General features: G+C 42.7%; 22 protein-coding genes and 1 riboswitch. Of the genes, 18 read left to right on the forward strand and 4 right to left on the reverse strand.

Going from position 1 to position 16,467, the window contains the following annotated elements; all coding sequences use genetic code 11:
• Nucleotides 1-27: 27 nt before the first annotated feature.
• Nucleotides 28-900 carry a DUF1002 domain-containing protein gene (locus tag ACQVGT_RS09215; protein ID WP_015483400.1) on the reverse strand — a complete coding sequence of 291 codons (873 nt, stop codon included), beginning with the start codon at nt 898-900 and terminating at the stop codon, nt 28-30.
• Nucleotides 901-1,155: 255 nt separating this feature from the next.
• On the opposite strand from ACQVGT_RS09215, the gene ACQVGT_RS09220 reads away from it, so the two are divergent.
• Entirely contained in the window at nt 1,156-1,587 is a 432-nt protein-coding gene (locus tag ACQVGT_RS09220) for a peptidylprolyl isomerase (RefSeq protein ID WP_003223931.1), read from the forward strand.
• A gap of 141 nt (nt 1,588-1,728) precedes the next feature.
• Here ACQVGT_RS09220 and ACQVGT_RS09225 read toward each other — a convergent pair whose 3' ends face one another.
• Complete coding sequence (locus ACQVGT_RS09225) at nt 1,729-1,941, reverse strand: spore germination protein (protein ID WP_003230479.1); 213 nt, start codon at nt 1,939-1,941, stop codon at nt 1,729-1,731.
• A gap of 169 nt (nt 1,942-2,110) precedes the next feature.
• Between ACQVGT_RS09225 and ACQVGT_RS09230 the strand changes: the two genes are divergently transcribed.
• Complete coding sequence (locus ACQVGT_RS09230) at nt 2,111-2,317, forward strand: zinc ribbon domain-containing protein (RefSeq protein ID WP_015483399.1); 207 nt, start codon at nt 2,111-2,113, stop codon at nt 2,315-2,317.
• On the opposite strand, the gene ACQVGT_RS09235 is transcribed toward ACQVGT_RS09230, so the two are convergent.
• On the reverse strand, nt 2,260-2,496 hold the full coding sequence (locus ACQVGT_RS09235; protein WP_069703885.1) for a hypothetical protein: 237 nt from the start codon (nt 2,494-2,496) through the stop codon (nt 2,260-2,262). The two genes, ACQVGT_RS09230 and ACQVGT_RS09235, sit on opposite strands and share 58 nt — an antisense overlap.
• Before the next feature lie 267 nt (nt 2,497-2,763).
• Here ACQVGT_RS09235 and sipS point away from each other — a divergent pair, with 267 nt between their 5' ends.
• The 7 genes from sipS (at nt 2,764) to ribT (ending at nt 8,230) form a co-directional block, all read left to right on the forward strand.
• Nucleotides 2,764-3,318 (forward strand): signal peptidase I sipS, encoded by a 555-nt coding sequence (gene sipS, locus ACQVGT_RS09240; protein WP_015483398.1) that lies wholly within the window; start codon nt 2,764-2,766, stop codon nt 3,316-3,318.
• A 234-nt stretch (nt 3,319-3,552) separates the two neighbouring features.
• Nucleotides 3,553-3,897 (forward strand): hypothetical protein, encoded by a 345-nt coding sequence (locus tag ACQVGT_RS09245; RefSeq protein WP_003230488.1) that lies wholly within the window; start codon nt 3,553-3,555, stop codon nt 3,895-3,897.
• 120 nt (nt 3,898-4,017) lie between these two features.
• A riboswitch (FMN riboswitch) is annotated at nt 4,018-4,162 on the forward strand.
• A 129-nt stretch (nt 4,163-4,291) separates the two neighbouring features.
• Nucleotides 4,292-5,377, forward strand: coding sequence for a bifunctional diaminohydroxyphosphoribosylaminopyrimidine deaminase/5-amino-6-(5-phosphoribosylamino)uracil reductase RibD (gene ribD / locus ACQVGT_RS09250; RefSeq protein ID WP_015384006.1), 1,086 nt, complete (start codon nt 4,292-4,294; stop codon nt 5,375-5,377).
• A 10-nt stretch (nt 5,378-5,387) separates the two neighbouring features.
• Nucleotides 5,388-6,035 carry a riboflavin synthase subunit alpha gene (ribE, locus tag ACQVGT_RS09255; protein ID WP_015483397.1) on the forward strand — a complete coding sequence of 216 codons (648 nt, stop codon included), beginning with the start codon at nt 5,388-5,390 and terminating at the stop codon, nt 6,033-6,035.
• Between the two features lie 14 nt (nt 6,036-6,049).
• The gene (locus ACQVGT_RS09260; RefSeq protein ID WP_014480160.1) at nt 6,050-7,246 is read left to right on the forward strand and encodes a bifunctional 3,4-dihydroxy-2-butanone-4-phosphate synthase/GTP cyclohydrolase II; all 1,197 of its coding nucleotides are present in this window, start codon (nt 6,050-6,052) and stop codon (nt 7,244-7,246) included.
• Between the two features lie 32 nt (nt 7,247-7,278).
• On the forward strand, nt 7,279-7,743 hold the full coding sequence (gene ribH, locus ACQVGT_RS09265; RefSeq protein WP_003223915.1) for a 6,7-dimethyl-8-ribityllumazine synthase: 465 nt from the start codon (nt 7,279-7,281) through the stop codon (nt 7,741-7,743).
• Between the two features lie 112 nt (nt 7,744-7,855).
• On the forward strand, nt 7,856-8,230 hold the full coding sequence (ribT, locus tag ACQVGT_RS09270; protein WP_003223910.1) for a GNAT family N-acetyltransferase RibT: 375 nt from the start codon (nt 7,856-7,858) through the stop codon (nt 8,228-8,230).
• Nucleotides 8,231-8,243: 13 nt separating this feature from the next.
• Here the strand turns inward: ribT and ACQVGT_RS09275 are convergent, their stop codons facing one another.
• The gene (locus ACQVGT_RS09275; protein WP_015384004.1) at nt 8,244-8,768 is read right to left on the reverse strand and encodes a DUF309 domain-containing protein; all 525 of its coding nucleotides are present in this window, start codon (nt 8,766-8,768) and stop codon (nt 8,244-8,246) included.
• Nucleotides 8,769-9,048: 280 nt separating this feature from the next.
• Between ACQVGT_RS09275 and ACQVGT_RS09280 the strand changes: the two genes are divergently transcribed.
• The 9 genes from ACQVGT_RS09280 to resB all read left to right on the forward strand — a co-directional run bounded on the left by ACQVGT_RS09280 (nt 9,049) and on the right by resB (nt 16,456).
• Nucleotides 9,049-9,804 (forward strand): segregation/condensation protein A, encoded by a 756-nt coding sequence (locus ACQVGT_RS09280; protein ID WP_015483396.1) that lies wholly within the window; start codon nt 9,049-9,051, stop codon nt 9,802-9,804.
• Nucleotides 9,794-10,387 carry an SMC-Scp complex subunit ScpB gene (scpB, locus tag ACQVGT_RS09285; protein ID WP_003223904.1) on the forward strand — a complete coding sequence of 198 codons (594 nt, stop codon included), beginning with the start codon at nt 9,794-9,796 and terminating at the stop codon, nt 10,385-10,387. Before ACQVGT_RS09280 ends, scpB begins: the two co-directional genes overlap by 11 nt.
• Nucleotides 10,388-10,441: 54 nt before the next feature.
• Complete coding sequence (locus ACQVGT_RS09290; protein WP_014477219.1) at nt 10,442-10,981, forward strand: YpuI family protein; 540 nt, start codon at nt 10,442-10,444, stop codon at nt 10,979-10,981.
• Nucleotides 10,982-11,103: 122 nt separating this feature from the next.
• Nucleotides 11,104-12,252 (forward strand): D-alanyl-D-alanine carboxypeptidase DacB, encoded by a 1,149-nt coding sequence (gene dacB, locus ACQVGT_RS09295; protein ID WP_015384002.1) that lies wholly within the window; start codon nt 11,104-11,106, stop codon nt 12,250-12,252.
• Nucleotides 12,240-12,830 carry a spore maturation protein SpmA gene (gene spmA / locus ACQVGT_RS09300; RefSeq protein ID WP_004398980.1) on the forward strand — a complete coding sequence of 197 codons (591 nt, stop codon included), beginning with the start codon at nt 12,240-12,242 and terminating at the stop codon, nt 12,828-12,830. Before dacB ends, spmA begins: the two co-directional genes overlap by 13 nt.
• Nucleotides 12,831-12,834: 4 nt before the next feature.
• The gene (gene spmB / locus ACQVGT_RS09305; RefSeq protein ID WP_003223896.1) at nt 12,835-13,371 is read left to right on the forward strand and encodes a spore maturation protein SpmB; all 537 of its coding nucleotides are present in this window, start codon (nt 12,835-12,837) and stop codon (nt 13,369-13,371) included.
• A gap of 91 nt (nt 13,372-13,462) precedes the next feature.
• Nucleotides 13,463-14,197, forward strand: a complete 735-nt coding sequence (rluB, locus tag ACQVGT_RS09310; protein WP_004398815.1) for a 23S rRNA pseudouridine(2605) synthase RluB — start codon at nt 13,463-13,465, stop codon at nt 14,195-14,197.
• 94 nt (nt 14,198-14,291) lie between these two features.
• Nucleotides 14,292-14,831 (forward strand): thiol-disulfide oxidoreductase ResA, encoded by a 540-nt coding sequence (resA, locus tag ACQVGT_RS09315; RefSeq protein ID WP_003230513.1) that lies wholly within the window; start codon nt 14,292-14,294, stop codon nt 14,829-14,831.
• Entirely contained in the window at nt 14,828-16,456 is a 1,629-nt protein-coding gene (resB, locus tag ACQVGT_RS09320) for a cytochrome c biogenesis protein ResB (RefSeq protein WP_014477216.1), read from the forward strand. Before resA ends, resB begins: the two co-directional genes overlap by 4 nt.
• Nucleotides 16,457-16,467 lie beyond the last annotated feature (11 nt).

A 16,467-nucleotide genomic window follows, 5' to 3' on the forward strand; every position in this document is an offset into this window, starting at 1 on the left:
GAAAGCGCCGATTTTTCGGCGCTTTTCCTATTTGAATATAGATACAATCGCATTCCAGATAGATACGAAGAAATCAATGACTTTCTGGATGAAGTTTTTGCCTTCATCTGATTCTATGAATTTCGTAATCTTATCTTTCGCTTTATCTAGCTGGTCACTGACCTGTCCCCAGTCAATGTTAGCGTTTTTCATCTTATTGAATAGGGAGACAAGCTGATTCTTTTGGCTGTCAGTAAGTGTGACGTTTAAATCAGAAGCTGCGTCATCCACTTGTTTTTCGATGTCAGCTTTATTATCAGGCACCCCGTTTTTAGCAAACTCTTCTTTGATTTTTGCAATCAGGGCTGCCGCATTTTCGTTACCAATTTTGTCTCCAAGCTCTGATGTCGTGACAAGCTCTTGGTTGGCGACCTGCTTAACATCCTCCGAGATCGCTTCGTCAGAAGAAACTTCATACGCCTTAATCAATCCAGTTAAAGCCGCAGTCCCAGATACTTCAAACGGTGCTGTAACATACACCTTCGCATCTTTAACACCGGCTGTCATCAGTGCATTCAGGTACATTTCATCCGTGATGCCGCTGATATTATGGGTCTCAACATTCAATCCGGAGCCTTTTTTGGCAATGGTGATTGAGGATGAAGAAATCGCTCTCGATCCGATTTGTGCGTTCGATATATATTTTCCTAAATATTCATGTTCTTCCTTATTGGTCACGGTTACCGTTGTGGCATTATCAGGGACATTCATTTCATCAAGCACTTTTTGTTTGTCGGATTCTGACAAATCAGCACCAAGTGTTACAATGACATCTCCAACTGCGGCATCCGCGAGACTGACCTTCGGAACCGTCAGCAGCAAAACGGCCGCTGCCAGCATTCCAATCCAAATTTTCTTCAAAGCAGTTTGACCTCCTTCAATTTCACAAGCAGCTGGATAGTGCTGCTTTGTGAGGACCTGAATCATGAAAAATACAGTTCCGTTAGGTTAGACGGAGATAAAGAGATTCAGGTTTCATTTTTATTTTTTAGTAAAGCCGGGAGATTCGTTTTCCCCCGAAAGGTGTGGTATAATAGCCGCGACAAGGAGAGACAGGCTATAACCTATCATACATAATCTCCTTTGAAAATTAAAATAAAGAAAGTAGGCATACAATTGAAAACAGGTTACTTTTTATTAGAAGACGGGAACAAAATTGAATTTGAACTTTATCCTGAAGCTGCACCTGGAACTGTTGCAAACTTTGAAAAGCTTGCGAACGAAGGCTTTTATGACGGGCTTACATTCCACCGAGTGATCCCTGGCTTCGTCAGCCAAGGCGGATGCCCGCACGGAACTGGTACTGGCGGTCCGGGATACACAATCAAATGTGAAACAGAAGGAAACCCGCATACACATGAGGCGGGCGCACTTTCTATGGCACATGCCGGAAAAGACACTGGCGGCAGCCAATTTTTCATCGTTCATGAGCCACAGCCTCATTTGAACGGTGTTCACACTGTATTCGGTAAAGTAACAAGCGGATTAGAATTCGCGAAAAACATGTCTAACGGCGATGTCATGAAAGAAGTTCGCGTAGAAGGCTAATCGGCAGGCAAAAGGCTTCCTCTTAAAGAGGAAGCTTTTTTTATTGGCCAAAAATGTTCAATAAAAAACCGCCGAATGCTGATGGCGGTTGGTAAACCGGGTTTTTAAGGAAGGAGATTTCTCAATCCCTAAATAAATACATTAAAAAGTTTTGGTGACGTTTTGATCAGTAAATTGATGATTAATCATTTTAGCCTTGCTTACAAAGTTATTTTCAAAGACAATTCCTGTGTTTAAACCTCCGGAGCCAAACACAGATTTGGACAAAGTTAAAGGCCTGATCATAAAAGCGCCGCCTACGTTAATTACACTGTTCCCGGAAACGTTGTTTATATTAATAGGATAATCAATCATACTATCAAGTCTCCTTTCATATCATTCTATTTTTTATATGTATTAGTGCTAGAGTTGATTAGCGTAAACTTAATGGCAAAAATATTTAGGAGATGCCTGTTCATTGGGGTTGGTATTTTGTGGTAAAATAAATCAAATAAACGTGATGTAATGAAAAGGAGATCGCGATATGGACAACAAAGGCTGTATAAAATGCGGCAGTACTGAAGCCGGACAAAAAGAAATAGCCACAACCGGTACGGGATTATCAAAGCTGTTTGACGTGCAGCATAACCGATTTCTAGTGGTTTACTGTAAGAACTGCAGATATTCAGAGTTTTATAATAAAGAGTCTTCAACTGCCGGGAATATATTGGATTTATTTTTTGGAGGCTGATCCATGTTTTCGAGCTTGAATGATTTTAAACATATTATGAAAGCAAAAAACGGGGTGCGATTATCACCTGTGAAATAGGTTGCCGCAAACATTCCAGTAACCTTCATGACGTGAATTGTTTTGTCAAGTGCCATGGGTATCATGGACTGGGAGATCAATGGAATGCAGTAAATGAACAAACTGTTCGTAACCTCATGCCTTATATACGATCTAAAGATTTAGCATATGAGAACTCTCTTTCTTCTGAGTCCATCGCTTCTGAATTATGCGATTCATTTCCTTCAATATTTGCAGGCCTGGTTATGATCGACAAGAAAAAAATAGGCATGATGTGGGAAGAAGATGAAGATTAACAGTTTGTAAAATCACTTCAATGGTCCTAATGGGATTTTTTTTTGATTCGTGATAACATAAATTGAAGACCGTTGTTTATTGGAGGAAATCAGTTGAAATCAGAAAATGTTTCGAAGAAAAAAACAATATTAGAATGGGCAAAAGCAATTGTGATTGCTGTCGTTCTTGCTTTGCTCATTCGCAACTTTATTTTTGCGCCGTATGTCGTTGATGGTGACTCTATGTATCCTACACTTCACAACCGTGAAAGGGTCTTTGTTAATATGACAGTCAAATACATCGGCGAGTTTGATAGAGGAGACATCGTCGTGTTAAACGGAGATGATGTTCACTATGTCAAACGTATTATTGGCCTTCCCGGCGATACGGTTGAGATGAAAAATGACCAGCTCTATATCAACGGGAAAAAGGTGGACGAACCTTATTTGGCGGCTAATAAAAAGAGAGCGAAACAGGACGGTTTTGACCATTTGACCGATGATTTCGGTCCGGTTAAAGTGCCTGATAACAAGTATTTTGTGATGGGTGACAACCGTCGGAATTCCATGGACAGCCGTAACGGACTTGGCCTCTTCACGAAAAAACAAATTGCGGGTACGTCAAAGTTTGTTTTCTACCCGTTTAACGAAATGCGCAAAACAAATTAGGATCAAGCAGTTTCCCATTGGGGCTGCTTTTTTTATATCTTTTTTACGGTCATCCCCTAAAAACAGAACATAAATTCGTATATCTATAGAAAAGAAATTTTTGCAGAAATGTGAAACATATTCCCGTTATGCATCGTTATATTAATAATTTACGAGAATTTACGGTTTTTTATTCATGAAAAAAAGGAATAACTCATATGAATGAATAGATTCATATTGGCTGGAGGTTTAGAAATGGGAAGAATAAAAACCAAGATTACCATTCTGTTAGTGCTTTTGCTTTTACTTGCAGGCGGTTATATGTACATAAATGATGTTGAGCTGAAGGATGTTCCGACAGCAATTGGACAAACCTTGTCCTCGGAAGAAGAGGAATACACCATCCAGGAATATAAAGTGACGAAAATTGACGGCTCAGAGTATCATGGAGTAGCAGAAAACGGAACGAAAATCATCTTCAACGGAAAAAAATTAAATCAGGATTTATCTGATATAAAAGAAGGTGACAAGATTAAGGCATACTTCAGCAAATCAAAGCGGATCGACGGATTAATCAAGGTTGCAAAAGTGAATGATTAACAAAACATCACCTTTCGGATCGAAGGGTGATGTTTTGTTTTTCTCAAATTGTAAGTTTATTTCATTGCGTACTTTAAAAAGGATCGCTATAATAGCCAATAAGGACAAATGAATAAAGATTGTATCCTTCGGGGCAGGGTGGAAATCCCGACCGGCGGTAGTAAAGCACATTTGCTTTAGAGCCCGTGACCCGTGTGCATAAGCACGCGGTGGATTCAGTTTAAGCTGAAGCCGACAGTGAAAGTCTGGATGGGAGAAGGATGATGAACCGCTATGCAAATGGTTCAAAAATGCATAGTGTTATTTCCTATTGCGTAAAATACCTAAAGCCCCGAATTTTTTATAAATTCGGGGCTTTTTTGACGGTAAATAACAAAAGAGGGGAGGGAACCAAATGGAAGAGTATTATATGAAGCTGGCATTAGATCTTGCGAAGCAGGGCGAAGGACAGACCGAATCCAATCCGCTCGTCGGTGCTGTTGTCGTAAAGGACGGACAAATTGTCGGAATGGGCGCCCATTTAAAATATGGTGAAGCTCATGCAGAAGTTCATGCCATCCATATGGCTGGAGCACATGCAGAGGGTGCCGACATTTACGTTACACTCGAACCGTGCAGCCATTACGGAAAAACACCGCCATGTGCAGAATTGATTATCAACTCTGGCATCAAAAGAGTGTTCGTGGCGATGAGAGATCCTAATCCGCTTGTGGCTGGAAGAGGGATCAGCATGATGAAAGAAGCCGGCATTGAGGTAAGGGAAGGCATCCTGGCAGACCAGGCGGAGAGGCTGAATGAAAAATTTCTGCACTTTATGAGGACAGGCCTTCCGTACGTCACGCTAAAAGCGGCTGCCAGCCTTGACGGCAAGATAGCTACCAGCACGGGTGACAGCAAATGGATCACGTCAGAGGCTGCAAGACAGGATGCTCAGCAATACAGGAAAACACACCAATGCATTTTAGTCGGAGTTGGCACAGTGAAAGCCGACAATCCGAGCTTAACCTGCAGACTGCCGAATGTAACAAAACAGCCGGTTCGGGTCATACTTGATACCGTACTCTCGATTCCTGAGGACGCTAAAGTGATTTGCGATCAAATAGCGCCGACATGGATTTTTACTACGGCACGCGCAGACGAGGAAAAGAAAAAACGGCTTTCAGCTTTCGGAGTGAACATATTTACACTTGAAACCGAGCGCATTCAAATTCCCGATGTTTTGAAGATCCTAGCGGAAGAAGGCATCATGTCGGTGTATGTGGAAGGCGGTTCAGCTGTTCACGGAAGCTTTGTCAAAGAAGGCTGTTTTCAAGAAATCATCTTCTATTTTGCCCCTAAACTAATCGGAGGAACGCATGCTCCCAGCTTAATCTCCGGTGAAGGTTTTCAATCAATGAAAGATGTCCCCTTATTACAATTCACTGATATAACCCAAATCGGCCGTGATATCAAACTGACGGCAAAACCGACAAAGGAATAGGATGGTGACCATGTTTACAGGAATTATCGAAGAAACAGGCACAATCGAATCCATGAAAAAAGCAGGGCATTCAATGGCCTTAACAATTAAATGCTCAAAGATTTTAGAGGATGTTCATCTTGGCGACAGCATTGCAGTGAACGGCATTTGTCTAACTGTCACTGATTTTACAAAAAATCAATTCACAGTGGATGTTATGCCTGAAACAGTCAAAGCTACGTCTCTGAATGATTTAACAAAAGGAAGCAAAGTAAATCTGGAAAGAGCGATGGCGGCAAACGGCCGTTTCGGAGGCCATTTCGTCTCAGGCCATGTCGACGGAACTGCGGAAATCACACGAATTGAAGAGAAAAGCAACGCAGTTTACTATGATTTAAAAATGGACCCGTCATTAACAAAAACATTGGTTTTAAAGGGATCAATTACTGTGGATGGCGTGAGCTTAACCATATTCGGCCTGACAGATGATACTGTGACGATTTCTTTAATCCCGCACACCATCAGCGAAACAATTTTTTCCGAAAAAACGATCGGCTCTAAAGTGAATATCGAATGCGATATGATCGGAAAATATATGTATCGATTTTTGCATAAAGCCAATGAAAATAAGACCCAACAAACCATAACAAAAGCCTTCTTAAGCGAAAACGGCTTTTAGAGAGGAAGATTTGCATGTTTCATCCGATAGAAGAAGCACTGGACGCTTTAAAAAAAGGCGAAGTCATCATCGTTGTAGATGATGAAGACAGAGAAAATGAAGGAGACTTTGTGGCTCTTGCCGAGCATGCAACGCCGGAAGTCATTAACTTTATGGCGACACATGGGAGAGGACTGATCTGCACGCCGCTCAGTGAGGAAATCGCAGACAGGCTTGATCTTCACCCTATGGTGGAGCATAATACAGATTCTCACCATACTGCATTTACCGTAAGCATAGACCATCGTGAAACGAAAACAGGTATCAGCGCTCAAGAAAGATCTTTTACCGTTCAAGCATTGCTGGACAGCACATCCGTGCCATCTGATTTTCAGCGTCCGGGGCACATTTTTCCGCTGATTGCGAAAAAAGGAGGTGTCCTGAAAAGAGCGGGCCATACAGAAGCTGCTGTTGATCTTGCTGAAGCCTGCGGATCTCCAGGAGCCGGCGTCATTTGTGAAATTATGAATGAAGACGGAACGATGGCGAGAGTGCCTGAGCTCATTGAAATTGCGAAAAAGCATCAATTAAAAATGATCACCATTAAGGATTTGATTCAATACCGTTACAATCTGACAACACTTGTCGAGCGTGAAGTTGACATTACGCTGCCTACTGATTTTGGGACATTTAAGGTTTATGGATACACAAATGAGGTAGATGGAAAAGAGCATGTCGCATTTGTGATGGGAGAGGTGCCGTTCGGAGAAGAACCGGTATTGGTCCGGGTGCATTCAGAATGTCTCACAGGTGACGTGTTTGGCTCTCATCGCTGTGACTGCGGACCGCAGCTGCACGCCGCGCTGAACCAAATTGCCGCAGAAGGCCGTGGAGTTCTCCTTTACTTGCGCCAAGAAGGACGAGGCATCGGTTTAATCAATAAATTAAAAGCTTATAAGCTTCAGGAACAAGGTTATGACACCGTAGAAGCCAATGAGGCGCTTGGATTCTTGCCGGATCTTCGCAACTATGGCATCGGAGCACAAATTTTACGCGATCTCGGTGTCCGGAATATGAAGCTTTTGACGAATAATCCGCGAAAAATCGCAGGCCTTGAAGGCTACGGACTCAGTATTTCAGAAAGAGTGCCGCTTCAAATGGAGGCGAAAGAACACAATAAAAAATACTTGCAAACCAAAATGAACAAGCTAGGTCATTTACTTCATTTCTAATCACAAATATCACAAAAAAGGATGGGAATCATATGAATATCATACAAGGAAATTTAGTTGGTACAGGTCTTAAAATCGGAATTGTAGTAGGAAGATTTAATGATTTTATTACGAGCAAGCTGCTGAGCGGAGCAGAAGATGCGCTGCTCAGACATGGCGTAGACACAAATGATATTGATGTGGCTTGGGTTCCAGGCGCATTTGAAATACCGTTTGCTGCGAAAAAAATGGCGGAAACAAAAAAATATGATGCTATTATCACATTGGGCACTGTCATCAGAGGCGCGACGACACATTACGATTATGTCTGCAATGAAGCTGCAAAAGGCATCGCGCAAGCAGCAAATACTACTGGTGTACCTGTCATCTTTGGAATTGTAACAACTGAAAACATCGAACAGGCTATCGAGCGTGCCGGCACAAAAGCGGGCAACAAAGGTGTAGATTGTGCTGTTTCTGCCATTGAAATGGCAAATTTAAACCGCTCATTTGAATAATTTGCTGAAAACAGTTTAAAAATATGGCGAAAATGATATAATGTGAGAAAACGGATCACCTATTCGTATCCGTTAATAGCAGACTGGACATTTTGGATATAGAGGGGTTTTTATGTTAATTCGTTATAAAAAATCGTTTGAAAAGATTGCGATGGGGCTTCTTTCGTTTATGCCGAATGAAAAAGACCTTAAGCAGCTTCAGCAGACAATTAAGGACTACGAAACGGATACAGACCGCCAGCTCTTTCTTTGGAAAGAGGACGAGGATATCGTCGGAGCAATCGGAGTCGAAAAAAAGGATTCTGAGGTTGAGATCCGGCATATCAGTGTGAATCCTTCTCATCGCCATCAAGGAATCGGAAAACAGATGATGGATGCTTTAAAGCATTTATTCAAAACGCAAGTACTGGTTCCAAATGAATTAACGCAGAGCTTTTTCGAACGTTGTCAAGGTCAGCAGGATCAAGACATTTCATACAATAATTAAGCAGAGGCTGTGATTAGCCTCTGCTTTTTTTTCTGCGTTCTATTTCTTTTTCACGTTCACGGATGACGTCAGTCCGATCCCGCAAACGGTGTTTGTCGATAAGAAATATGTTCCTGAGTGCACTGGGCTGCCCCCATGTATACTTTTTTTTCCTGCATTCGATCCTGCATGCTTCCTCCAGTTTCTCATCTTTGATTGGCAGCATAATGCTTTTATAGGCAGAGCCCGTCTCAATTTGTTCGTAAACCGATTGCATAAGTTCGAGCAAACGGCCATGATCAAGCCCTAAGTCTTCGACTGCCCGGTGTTCTGCTTGAAGAATCCGGATGCTGTTCGCCATCAGTCTTTTTGCCCCGGCTGTATTCTGCCTTCTGTGATGATATAAAGCCACTGCAAGCTGAATAAAGCCCACCCAATAGCGTTTTCGTTTCTTTGGCGGATCTTCCTTCCAAAATTCTTCTAATATTTCATGGCATTCAAAATAATCTCGTGTCGCGTGAAACTCAACGAGATACTCTATATAAGCTTTCGGATACAAGGTGTTTCCTCCTTTAATGTGCTTTTAGTGTACCATAGAAGGGATAAAAGGAAAAAAGAACGCTCGGCCTCTAGTACTTCTTAGAAAGGAAAACCAGAAGCTAAGGCTTTTTCTCCCGCTTCTGCGCTCCGAGCAAACACCTCTCGTGTTTTGAATATTCTGTACCAACTTGTTCAAAACAGGAAATGAAATAGTATTGGACGAGAGCTTTTTGGTGGCTTATACTATAGGGTAGCCAGTTTTTCCGGCAATGAGAGTGATACTTGAAAATGGTGAGAAGATGGAAGAATATCAAGTGAAAATTGATACGTTTGAGGGCCCATTGGACCTGCTGCTTCATTTAATCAATCGTCTTGAAATTGACATATATGATATACCTGTGGCGAAGATCACTGAACAATATTTATTATATGTACATACGATGCGTGTGCTTGAGCTCGATATTGCCAGCGAGTATTTGGTTATGGCTGCCACGCTGCTCAGCATTAAAAGCAGAATGCTGCTCCCGAAGCAAGAGGAGGAGCTTTTTGAAGATGAATTACTTGAAGAAGAAGATCCGCGGGAGGAACTGATTGAAAAGCTGATTGAGTATCGAAAATATAAAGATGCGGCGAAGGATTTAAAAGAACGGGAAGAAGAAAGACAAAAATCGTTCACGAAACCGCCGAGTGATTTGAGTGAATATGCAAAAGAAGTAAAACAGTCTGAGCAAAAGCTCTCTGTCACGGTCTATGATATGATCGGAGCTTTTCAAAAAGTGCTGAAACGCAAAAAAATTAACAGGCCGATGGAAACAACAATTACAAGACAGGACATACCAATCGAAGCCAGAATGAACGAAATCGTGCACAGCTTGAAATCTAGAGGAACGAGAATCAACTTTATGGATCTGTTTCCATATGAGCAAAAAGAACATTTAGTAGTGACCTTTCTAGCTGTTCTCGAGCTGATGAAAAATCAGCTGGTCCTCATTGAACAGGAGCGCAATTTTTCAGATATTTACATTACGGGGAGTGAATCCATTCATGGGGCTTGATATCGTGAATTGGAAAGCTATTGTGGAAGCCCTTCTTTATGCGGCAGGCGATGAAGGGCTTACAAAAAAGCAGCTGTTAACAGTGCTTGAAATCGAAGAGCCTGAACTGAACACGATCATGGCGGATGTGGCGGACGAATACCGCGGAGATACACGAGGGATTGAACTTATTGAGTATGCAGATACGTACATGCTCTCTACCAAAAAAGACTTTGCGCCTTACTTGAAAAAACTGATTGAAGTGCCGTCAAAGGGCCTTTCTCAAGCATCTTTAGAAGTACTGGCCATTGTTTCATACAAACAGCCAATTACGAGAGCAGAAATTGAAGAAATCAGAGGAGTAAAATCAGAGCGGATTTTACACAGTCTTGTCGCGAAGGCGCTATTGTGTGAAGTAGGGCGTGCCGATGGTCCGGGGCGGGCCATTTTATACGGTACTACGCCGACTTTTCTTGAACAATTCGGTCTGAAAACGCTGGACGAGCTTCCGCCGCTGCCTGAAAATGCGGAAGAAGACGTTCTTCAAGAAGAAGCAGATTTATTTTTTGAAAACTTTAACCAAACCTTCGAAGATATAAAATAGAAGTTTAATGAATCGCGCTTTTTCATCATCATAAGATATAAGGAAGAAGCTATCATGAAAGAAGCAAAATGTGAGAGACAAAGACATGAGGGGAAGATACCAAACGAAATGGGACATTCGATTGTGCGAGCGCAGACTCAAAAAACAGGCGAATTCTTATCAATGGTTGTCAATACCGTGAACGATTACCTAAATCAAACGACGCTTGAGTCCTTACAGGCTGAATTGCCTATTGAAAAAGGATACTGCTGTGATGTGCTGAGCACTCTGAGAAGAATGGCAGTATTTTGTGAAGGAGGCGCAGAAGCGTGCCGCCGTCTCCTGATGCAGGAGCCTTTTCAGGAAGCCAGAGCGGAAAAAACACTTTATAATGTGTATCACCAATGCATTGAAGAGTTCTTTATGCCGAAAAAAGACACGTGGTGTGAAAATAGCCGGGCGTCTTATACAGGGGTCAGCGCAATTGAGTTTTATCATGCTGTTCCTGCGTCGCTTGAGCAATTATTATTGCCGTTGAGCGCTGCCTTTCTGAAAATGAGGGAAGAGCTGGCTCATTACGAAGCGTCCGGATCAAGCATGGCGCCAATCAGATAACGTTTACTCTCCCTTTTTCAGGGAGAGTTTTTTTATGTTTGCTTCCAGAAATATAATTGTTATTCATAACTGATGGACATGCGCATAAACTTGTACAAACCACCACAAGGACGTGAGCAAACATGCGCATTTTCAAAAAAGCAGTATTCGTGATCATGATTTCTTTTCTTATTGCAACCGTAAATGTGAATACAGCACATGCTGCTATAGATGTCAGTGCAAAGAGCGCGATCATTATTGACGGTGCGTCAGGCAGAGTGTTATATGCCAAGGATGAGCATCAAAAAAGGCGGATCGCGAGCATCACAAAAATTATGACCGCCGTCCTCGCCATCGAATCCGGCAAAATGGATCAAACGGTGACGGTTTCGGCAAATGCTGTCAGAACAGAAGGCTCCGCCATTTATTTAACAGAAGGTCAAAAAGTGAAGCTAAAAGATCTTGTGTATGGCCTGATGCTAAGATCAGGAAACGATGCCGCTGTCGCGATTGCTGAGCATGTCGGTGGGAGCCTCGATGGGTTTGTTTATATGATGAATCAAAAAGCCGAGCAGCTTGGTATGAAGAACACCCGTTTTCAAAACCCGCACGGATTGGACGACCATGAAAATCATTATTCAACAGCTTATGACATGGCCATTTTAACTAAATATGCTATGAAGCTGAAAGACTATCAAAAGATTTCAGGCACAAAAATATACAAAGCGGAAACGATGGAAAGCGTATGGAAAAACAAAAATAAACTGCTGACCATGCTTTATCCGTACAGCACAGGAGGAAAAACAGGCTATACAAAACTTGCAAAACGGACACTGGTCTCTACGGCTTCAAAGGACGGCATTGACCTGATAGCCGTCACCATTAATGACCCTAATGATTGGGATGACCATATGAAGATGTTTAACTATGTGTTTGAGCATTATCAAACCTATTTAGTTGCAAAAAAAGGGGATATTCCAAAGCTGAAAGGCACATTTTATGAATCGAAGGCTTTTATCAAACGTGATATCACCTATTTGCTGACCGAAGAGGAAAAAGAAGATGTGAAAATTAATACCACACTGCTCAAGCCGAAAAAAGCATGGGAAAAAGATGCCTCGAAAATCCCTGACATCGTAGGGCACATGGAGATCATGTTCAACGATGCAACCATCGCAAAAGTGCCGATCTATTATGAAAATGAGCGGCATCAAAAACCGAAGAAACAATTTTTTGAAACGTTTAAATCAATCTTTCTGAATGCGGCAGGCGGAGCAAAATGGTCAATATAATTTGGGTCAGTTTAACCGTGATCGGACTCGTTTTTGCGATGTGCAACGGAACTCTGCAAGATGTAAATGAAGCCGTGTTTAAGGGTGCGAAAGAAGCGATTACGATCTCATTTGGATTGATGAGCGTGCTTGTTTTCTGGCTTGGCTTAATGAAAATCGCCGAGCAGTCAGGGCTTTTGGATATTTTCAGCCGGATGTGCAGGCCTTTTATATCTAAACTGTTTCCTGATATACCGCCGGATCACCCGGCGATGGGCTATATTTTATCTAATCTTATGGCGAATTTCTTCGGCCTCGGAAATGCAGCAACTCCGCTTGGCATTAAAGCAATGGAACAAATGAAAAAGCTGAACGGAAACCGATCGGAAGCAAGCCGGTCGATGATTACTTTTTTAGCTGTTAATACGTCCTGCATCACACTCATCCCGACAACGGTGATCGCTGTCCGAATGGCTTATTCCTCCAAAACGCCGACAGATATCGTCGGGCCAAGCATTTTGGCAACGCTTATTTCTGGAATCGGTGCCATTATCATTGATCGGTATTTTTATTACCGCCGCAAAAAGAAGGGAAGGTGAGCGGATGGAAATCATCAACTGGCTGTCTTTAGCCATGATTCCAATCATTATTGCCGGAATTCTTCTTTATGGAACGATCAAAAAGGTTCCGACATATGAATCGTTTGTCGAAGGCGGAAAAGAGGGGATAGAAATCGCCTTTTCCATTATCCCTTATTTAGTCGGAATGCTTGTCGCTATAACTGTTTTCAGATCATCAGGCGCGCTTGATTTTATAATGGATCTTTTAAAACCGGTTTTCTCCGCTATCGGCATCCCTGCTGAAGTAGTGCCGCTTGCTCTGATCCGCCCGATCTCCGGTACGGCCGCACTCGGAATGACGACCGATTTAATTGCAGTATACGGGCCCGATTCCTTTATCGGCAGGCTGGCTTCCGTCATGCAGGGATCTACAGATACAACGCTTTACGTACTGACTGTGTATTTCGGAGCAGTCGGCATTAAAAAAATGGGTGATGCATTAAAGGTGGGACTTCTTGCAGATTTAATCGGCGTAGTTGCATCTATCATCATCGTTACGTTATTATTTGGGAGCGCCTGAAAACGGCGTTTTTTTTAGATTAGGCATAGGAATTTGAAAAAGCTTGTTTGTTAAGGTTGAAAAAAGTAAGATAATACTTGAGGTGAAAGACATGGAAAGACTGCAAAAAGTGATTGCTCATGCCGGAGTTGCGTCGCGCAGAAAGGCAGAAGAGCTGATTAAAGAAGGAAAAGTAAAGGTGAATGGCAAAGTAGTAACAGAGCTAGGTGTTAAGGTCACCGGTTCTGATCAGATTGAGGTAAACGGGTTAAAGGTTGAACGCGAAGAGCCGGTTTACTTTCTCTTATATAAACCAAGAGGCGTTATTTCCGCAGCGCAAGATGATAAAGGACGCAAAGTGGTGACGGACTTTTTTAAAAATATTCCGCAGCGCATATATCCGATTGGGCGTCTGGACTATGATACGAGCGGTCTTTTGCTTTTAACCAATGATGGCGAATTCGCCAATAAGCTGATGCACCCTAAGTATGAAATAGACAAAACATACGTGGCGAAGGTGAAAGGAATCCCGCCTAAAGAGCTGCTCAGAAAGCTGGAGCGCGGAATTAGGCTGGAAGAAGGCAAAACAGCGCCTGCTAAAGCGAAGCTGCTGTCCTTGGATAAGAAAAAGCAGACAAGCATTATTCAACTGACCATCCATGAGGGACGCAACAGACAGGTGCGCCGCATGTTTGAAGCGATCGGACATGAGGTAATCAAGCTGAAGCGTGAGGAATACGCGTTTTTAAACCTGCGTGGCCTGCACACGGGCGATGCCAGAGAGCTTACGCCTCACGAAGTAAAAAGGCTCAGAGCACTGGCAGATCACGGTAAAAACGCTTTCTAAATTTCACATAACCTTCAAAAAGTAAGAAATGTGAAATGAACGTGCAATGATATAATTGAATGGATCTGCAATAGGGGGAAGGGGGCAGTGGACAATGAAGAAAAAAAGGCGTTTATTCATTCGGACCGGCATCCTTCTCGTTTTAATCTGCGCACTCGGCTATACCATTTACAACGCTGTATTTGCCGGCAAAGAGAGTATATCCGAAGGGTCCGACGCACCGAATTTTGTCCTTGAGGATACGAATGGGAAACGTATCGAGCTCAGTGACTTAAAAGGGAAAGGTGTTTTTTTGAATTTCTGGGGTACATGGTGTGAACCGTGCAAAAAAGAATTTCCTTATATGGCAAACCAATATAAGCATTTTAAAAGCCAAGGTGTTGAAATTGTCGCAGTAAATGTTGGGGAGTCAAAGATAGCAGTACATAATTTTATGAAATCCTACGGAGTCAATTTCCCGGTTGTTCTGGATACAGATCGCCAAGTGCTTGATGCCTATGACGTATCTCCGCTTCCGACAACCTTTTTGATCAATCCGGAAGGAAAAGTTGTCAAGGTGGTGACCGGCACTATGACAGAAAGCATGATACACGATTATATGAATCTCATAAAACCCGGAGAGACTTCGGGATGAAGCAAGTCAAATGTGAATGCGGACATATAAACCCGGTCGGAACCGTTTTATGCGAATCGTGCGGAAGAGCTCTTCAGGAAACTCAACCTCCGCTCGCTGATATGAGATATGACGGAAGCGCAAGACGTTCACAAACCTATAACAAAACGATCATCGACAAAATTTGGAATTTCTTTTCCTCGGTTAAGGTGGGAATATGGCTTATCGTCATAACCCTTGCCGCATCAGCGTTCGGCACCATTTTTCCCCAGGAAGCCTATCTGCCTCCGGGCGCACAGGCTGATACTTATTACAAGGAGCAGTACGGCACGTTCGGCCAGCTTTATTATTTGCTCGGGTTTCATCATTTATATGGTTCTTGGTGGTATTTGCTGCTCATTGCCTCGATCGGCATTTCACTCGTGATTTGCAGCCTTGATCGGGTCATTCCGTTGTACAGAGCGTTAAAAAACCAAGGCGTCAGAAGGAGCCCGGCTTTTTTAAGAAGGCAGCGCTTGTTCAGTGAAACGGTTACTGTACTGAACGGGGAATCGAAAGAAAAGATAGTTGCTCTATTAAAGAAAAAACATTATAGAATCAGAGAAAAAGAGGGAAGCATTCTTGCTGAAAAAGGACGCTTTTCCCGCTGGGGCCCGTATGTCAACCATATTGGATTGATCATCTTTCTGATTGGTGCGATGCTGAGATTTGTGCCTGGCATGTACGTCGATGAGACGCTTTGGGTCAGAGAAGGCGAAACCGCAGCAATTCCGGGTACAGACGGAAAATATTATTTGAAAAACAATCAATTCAGCGTAGAGACCTATAACAGCAAAACGGAAAAAAAGGTATTTGCAGATGCCATTGACAGAGTCGGGGACGGTAGAGTGGCAAAGAACTTTCAAACCGATGCCGTACTCTACAAGAGAGAAGGAAAAATTGTTTATGGCGAGAAGCCGAAGCTGAAAAAAGTAACAGAAGAAGACATCCGTGTCAATCAGCCGCTGCGTTTTGATTCTTTTTCCGTTTACCAAGTGGATTACAAAGAGAATCAGCTTGACCAAATGGTGTTCCAGCTGATTGATAAAAAAACAAAAAAATCCTTTGGGAGCCTGAAGATCAACCTTCTGGATCCAGATTCGGTCTATGATCTTGGCAACGGTTACAAGGTGGAAATCGCCAGCTACCTGCCAGACTTCTATTTTAATCAGGACGGAGAGCCGAGCACAAAAACAAAGATCCCTAACAATCCGGCTTTTGTCTTTAATATCATAACGCCGGACAAACCGAAAGGCGAAAAGAGCTTTGTCGCCATCCAAGAAACCATCGAAGGATCAGGCAATAATAAATACAAGCTGAAATTTGACCATGTCGAAACGAAAAACATTACTGGACTTACAGTCAGAAAGGATCTGACACTCTGGGTGCTTGCTGTCGGCGGAGCCATTTTTATGATCGGTGTCATTCAAGGTATGTACTGGCAGCATCGAAGAATTTGGCTGCACTCACAGGACGGCGCAGTTATGGTAGCGGGGCATACCAATAAAAACTGGTTTGGCCTGAAGAAGGATTTAGCATTTATATTGGCTGATTCCGGACTGACTGAACCGGCGGACCAAAAAGAATTAATCAAAACACAGAAATAGGCGAAAAGGGA

This window comes from Bacillus sp. SCT118 (assembly GCF_058566435.1).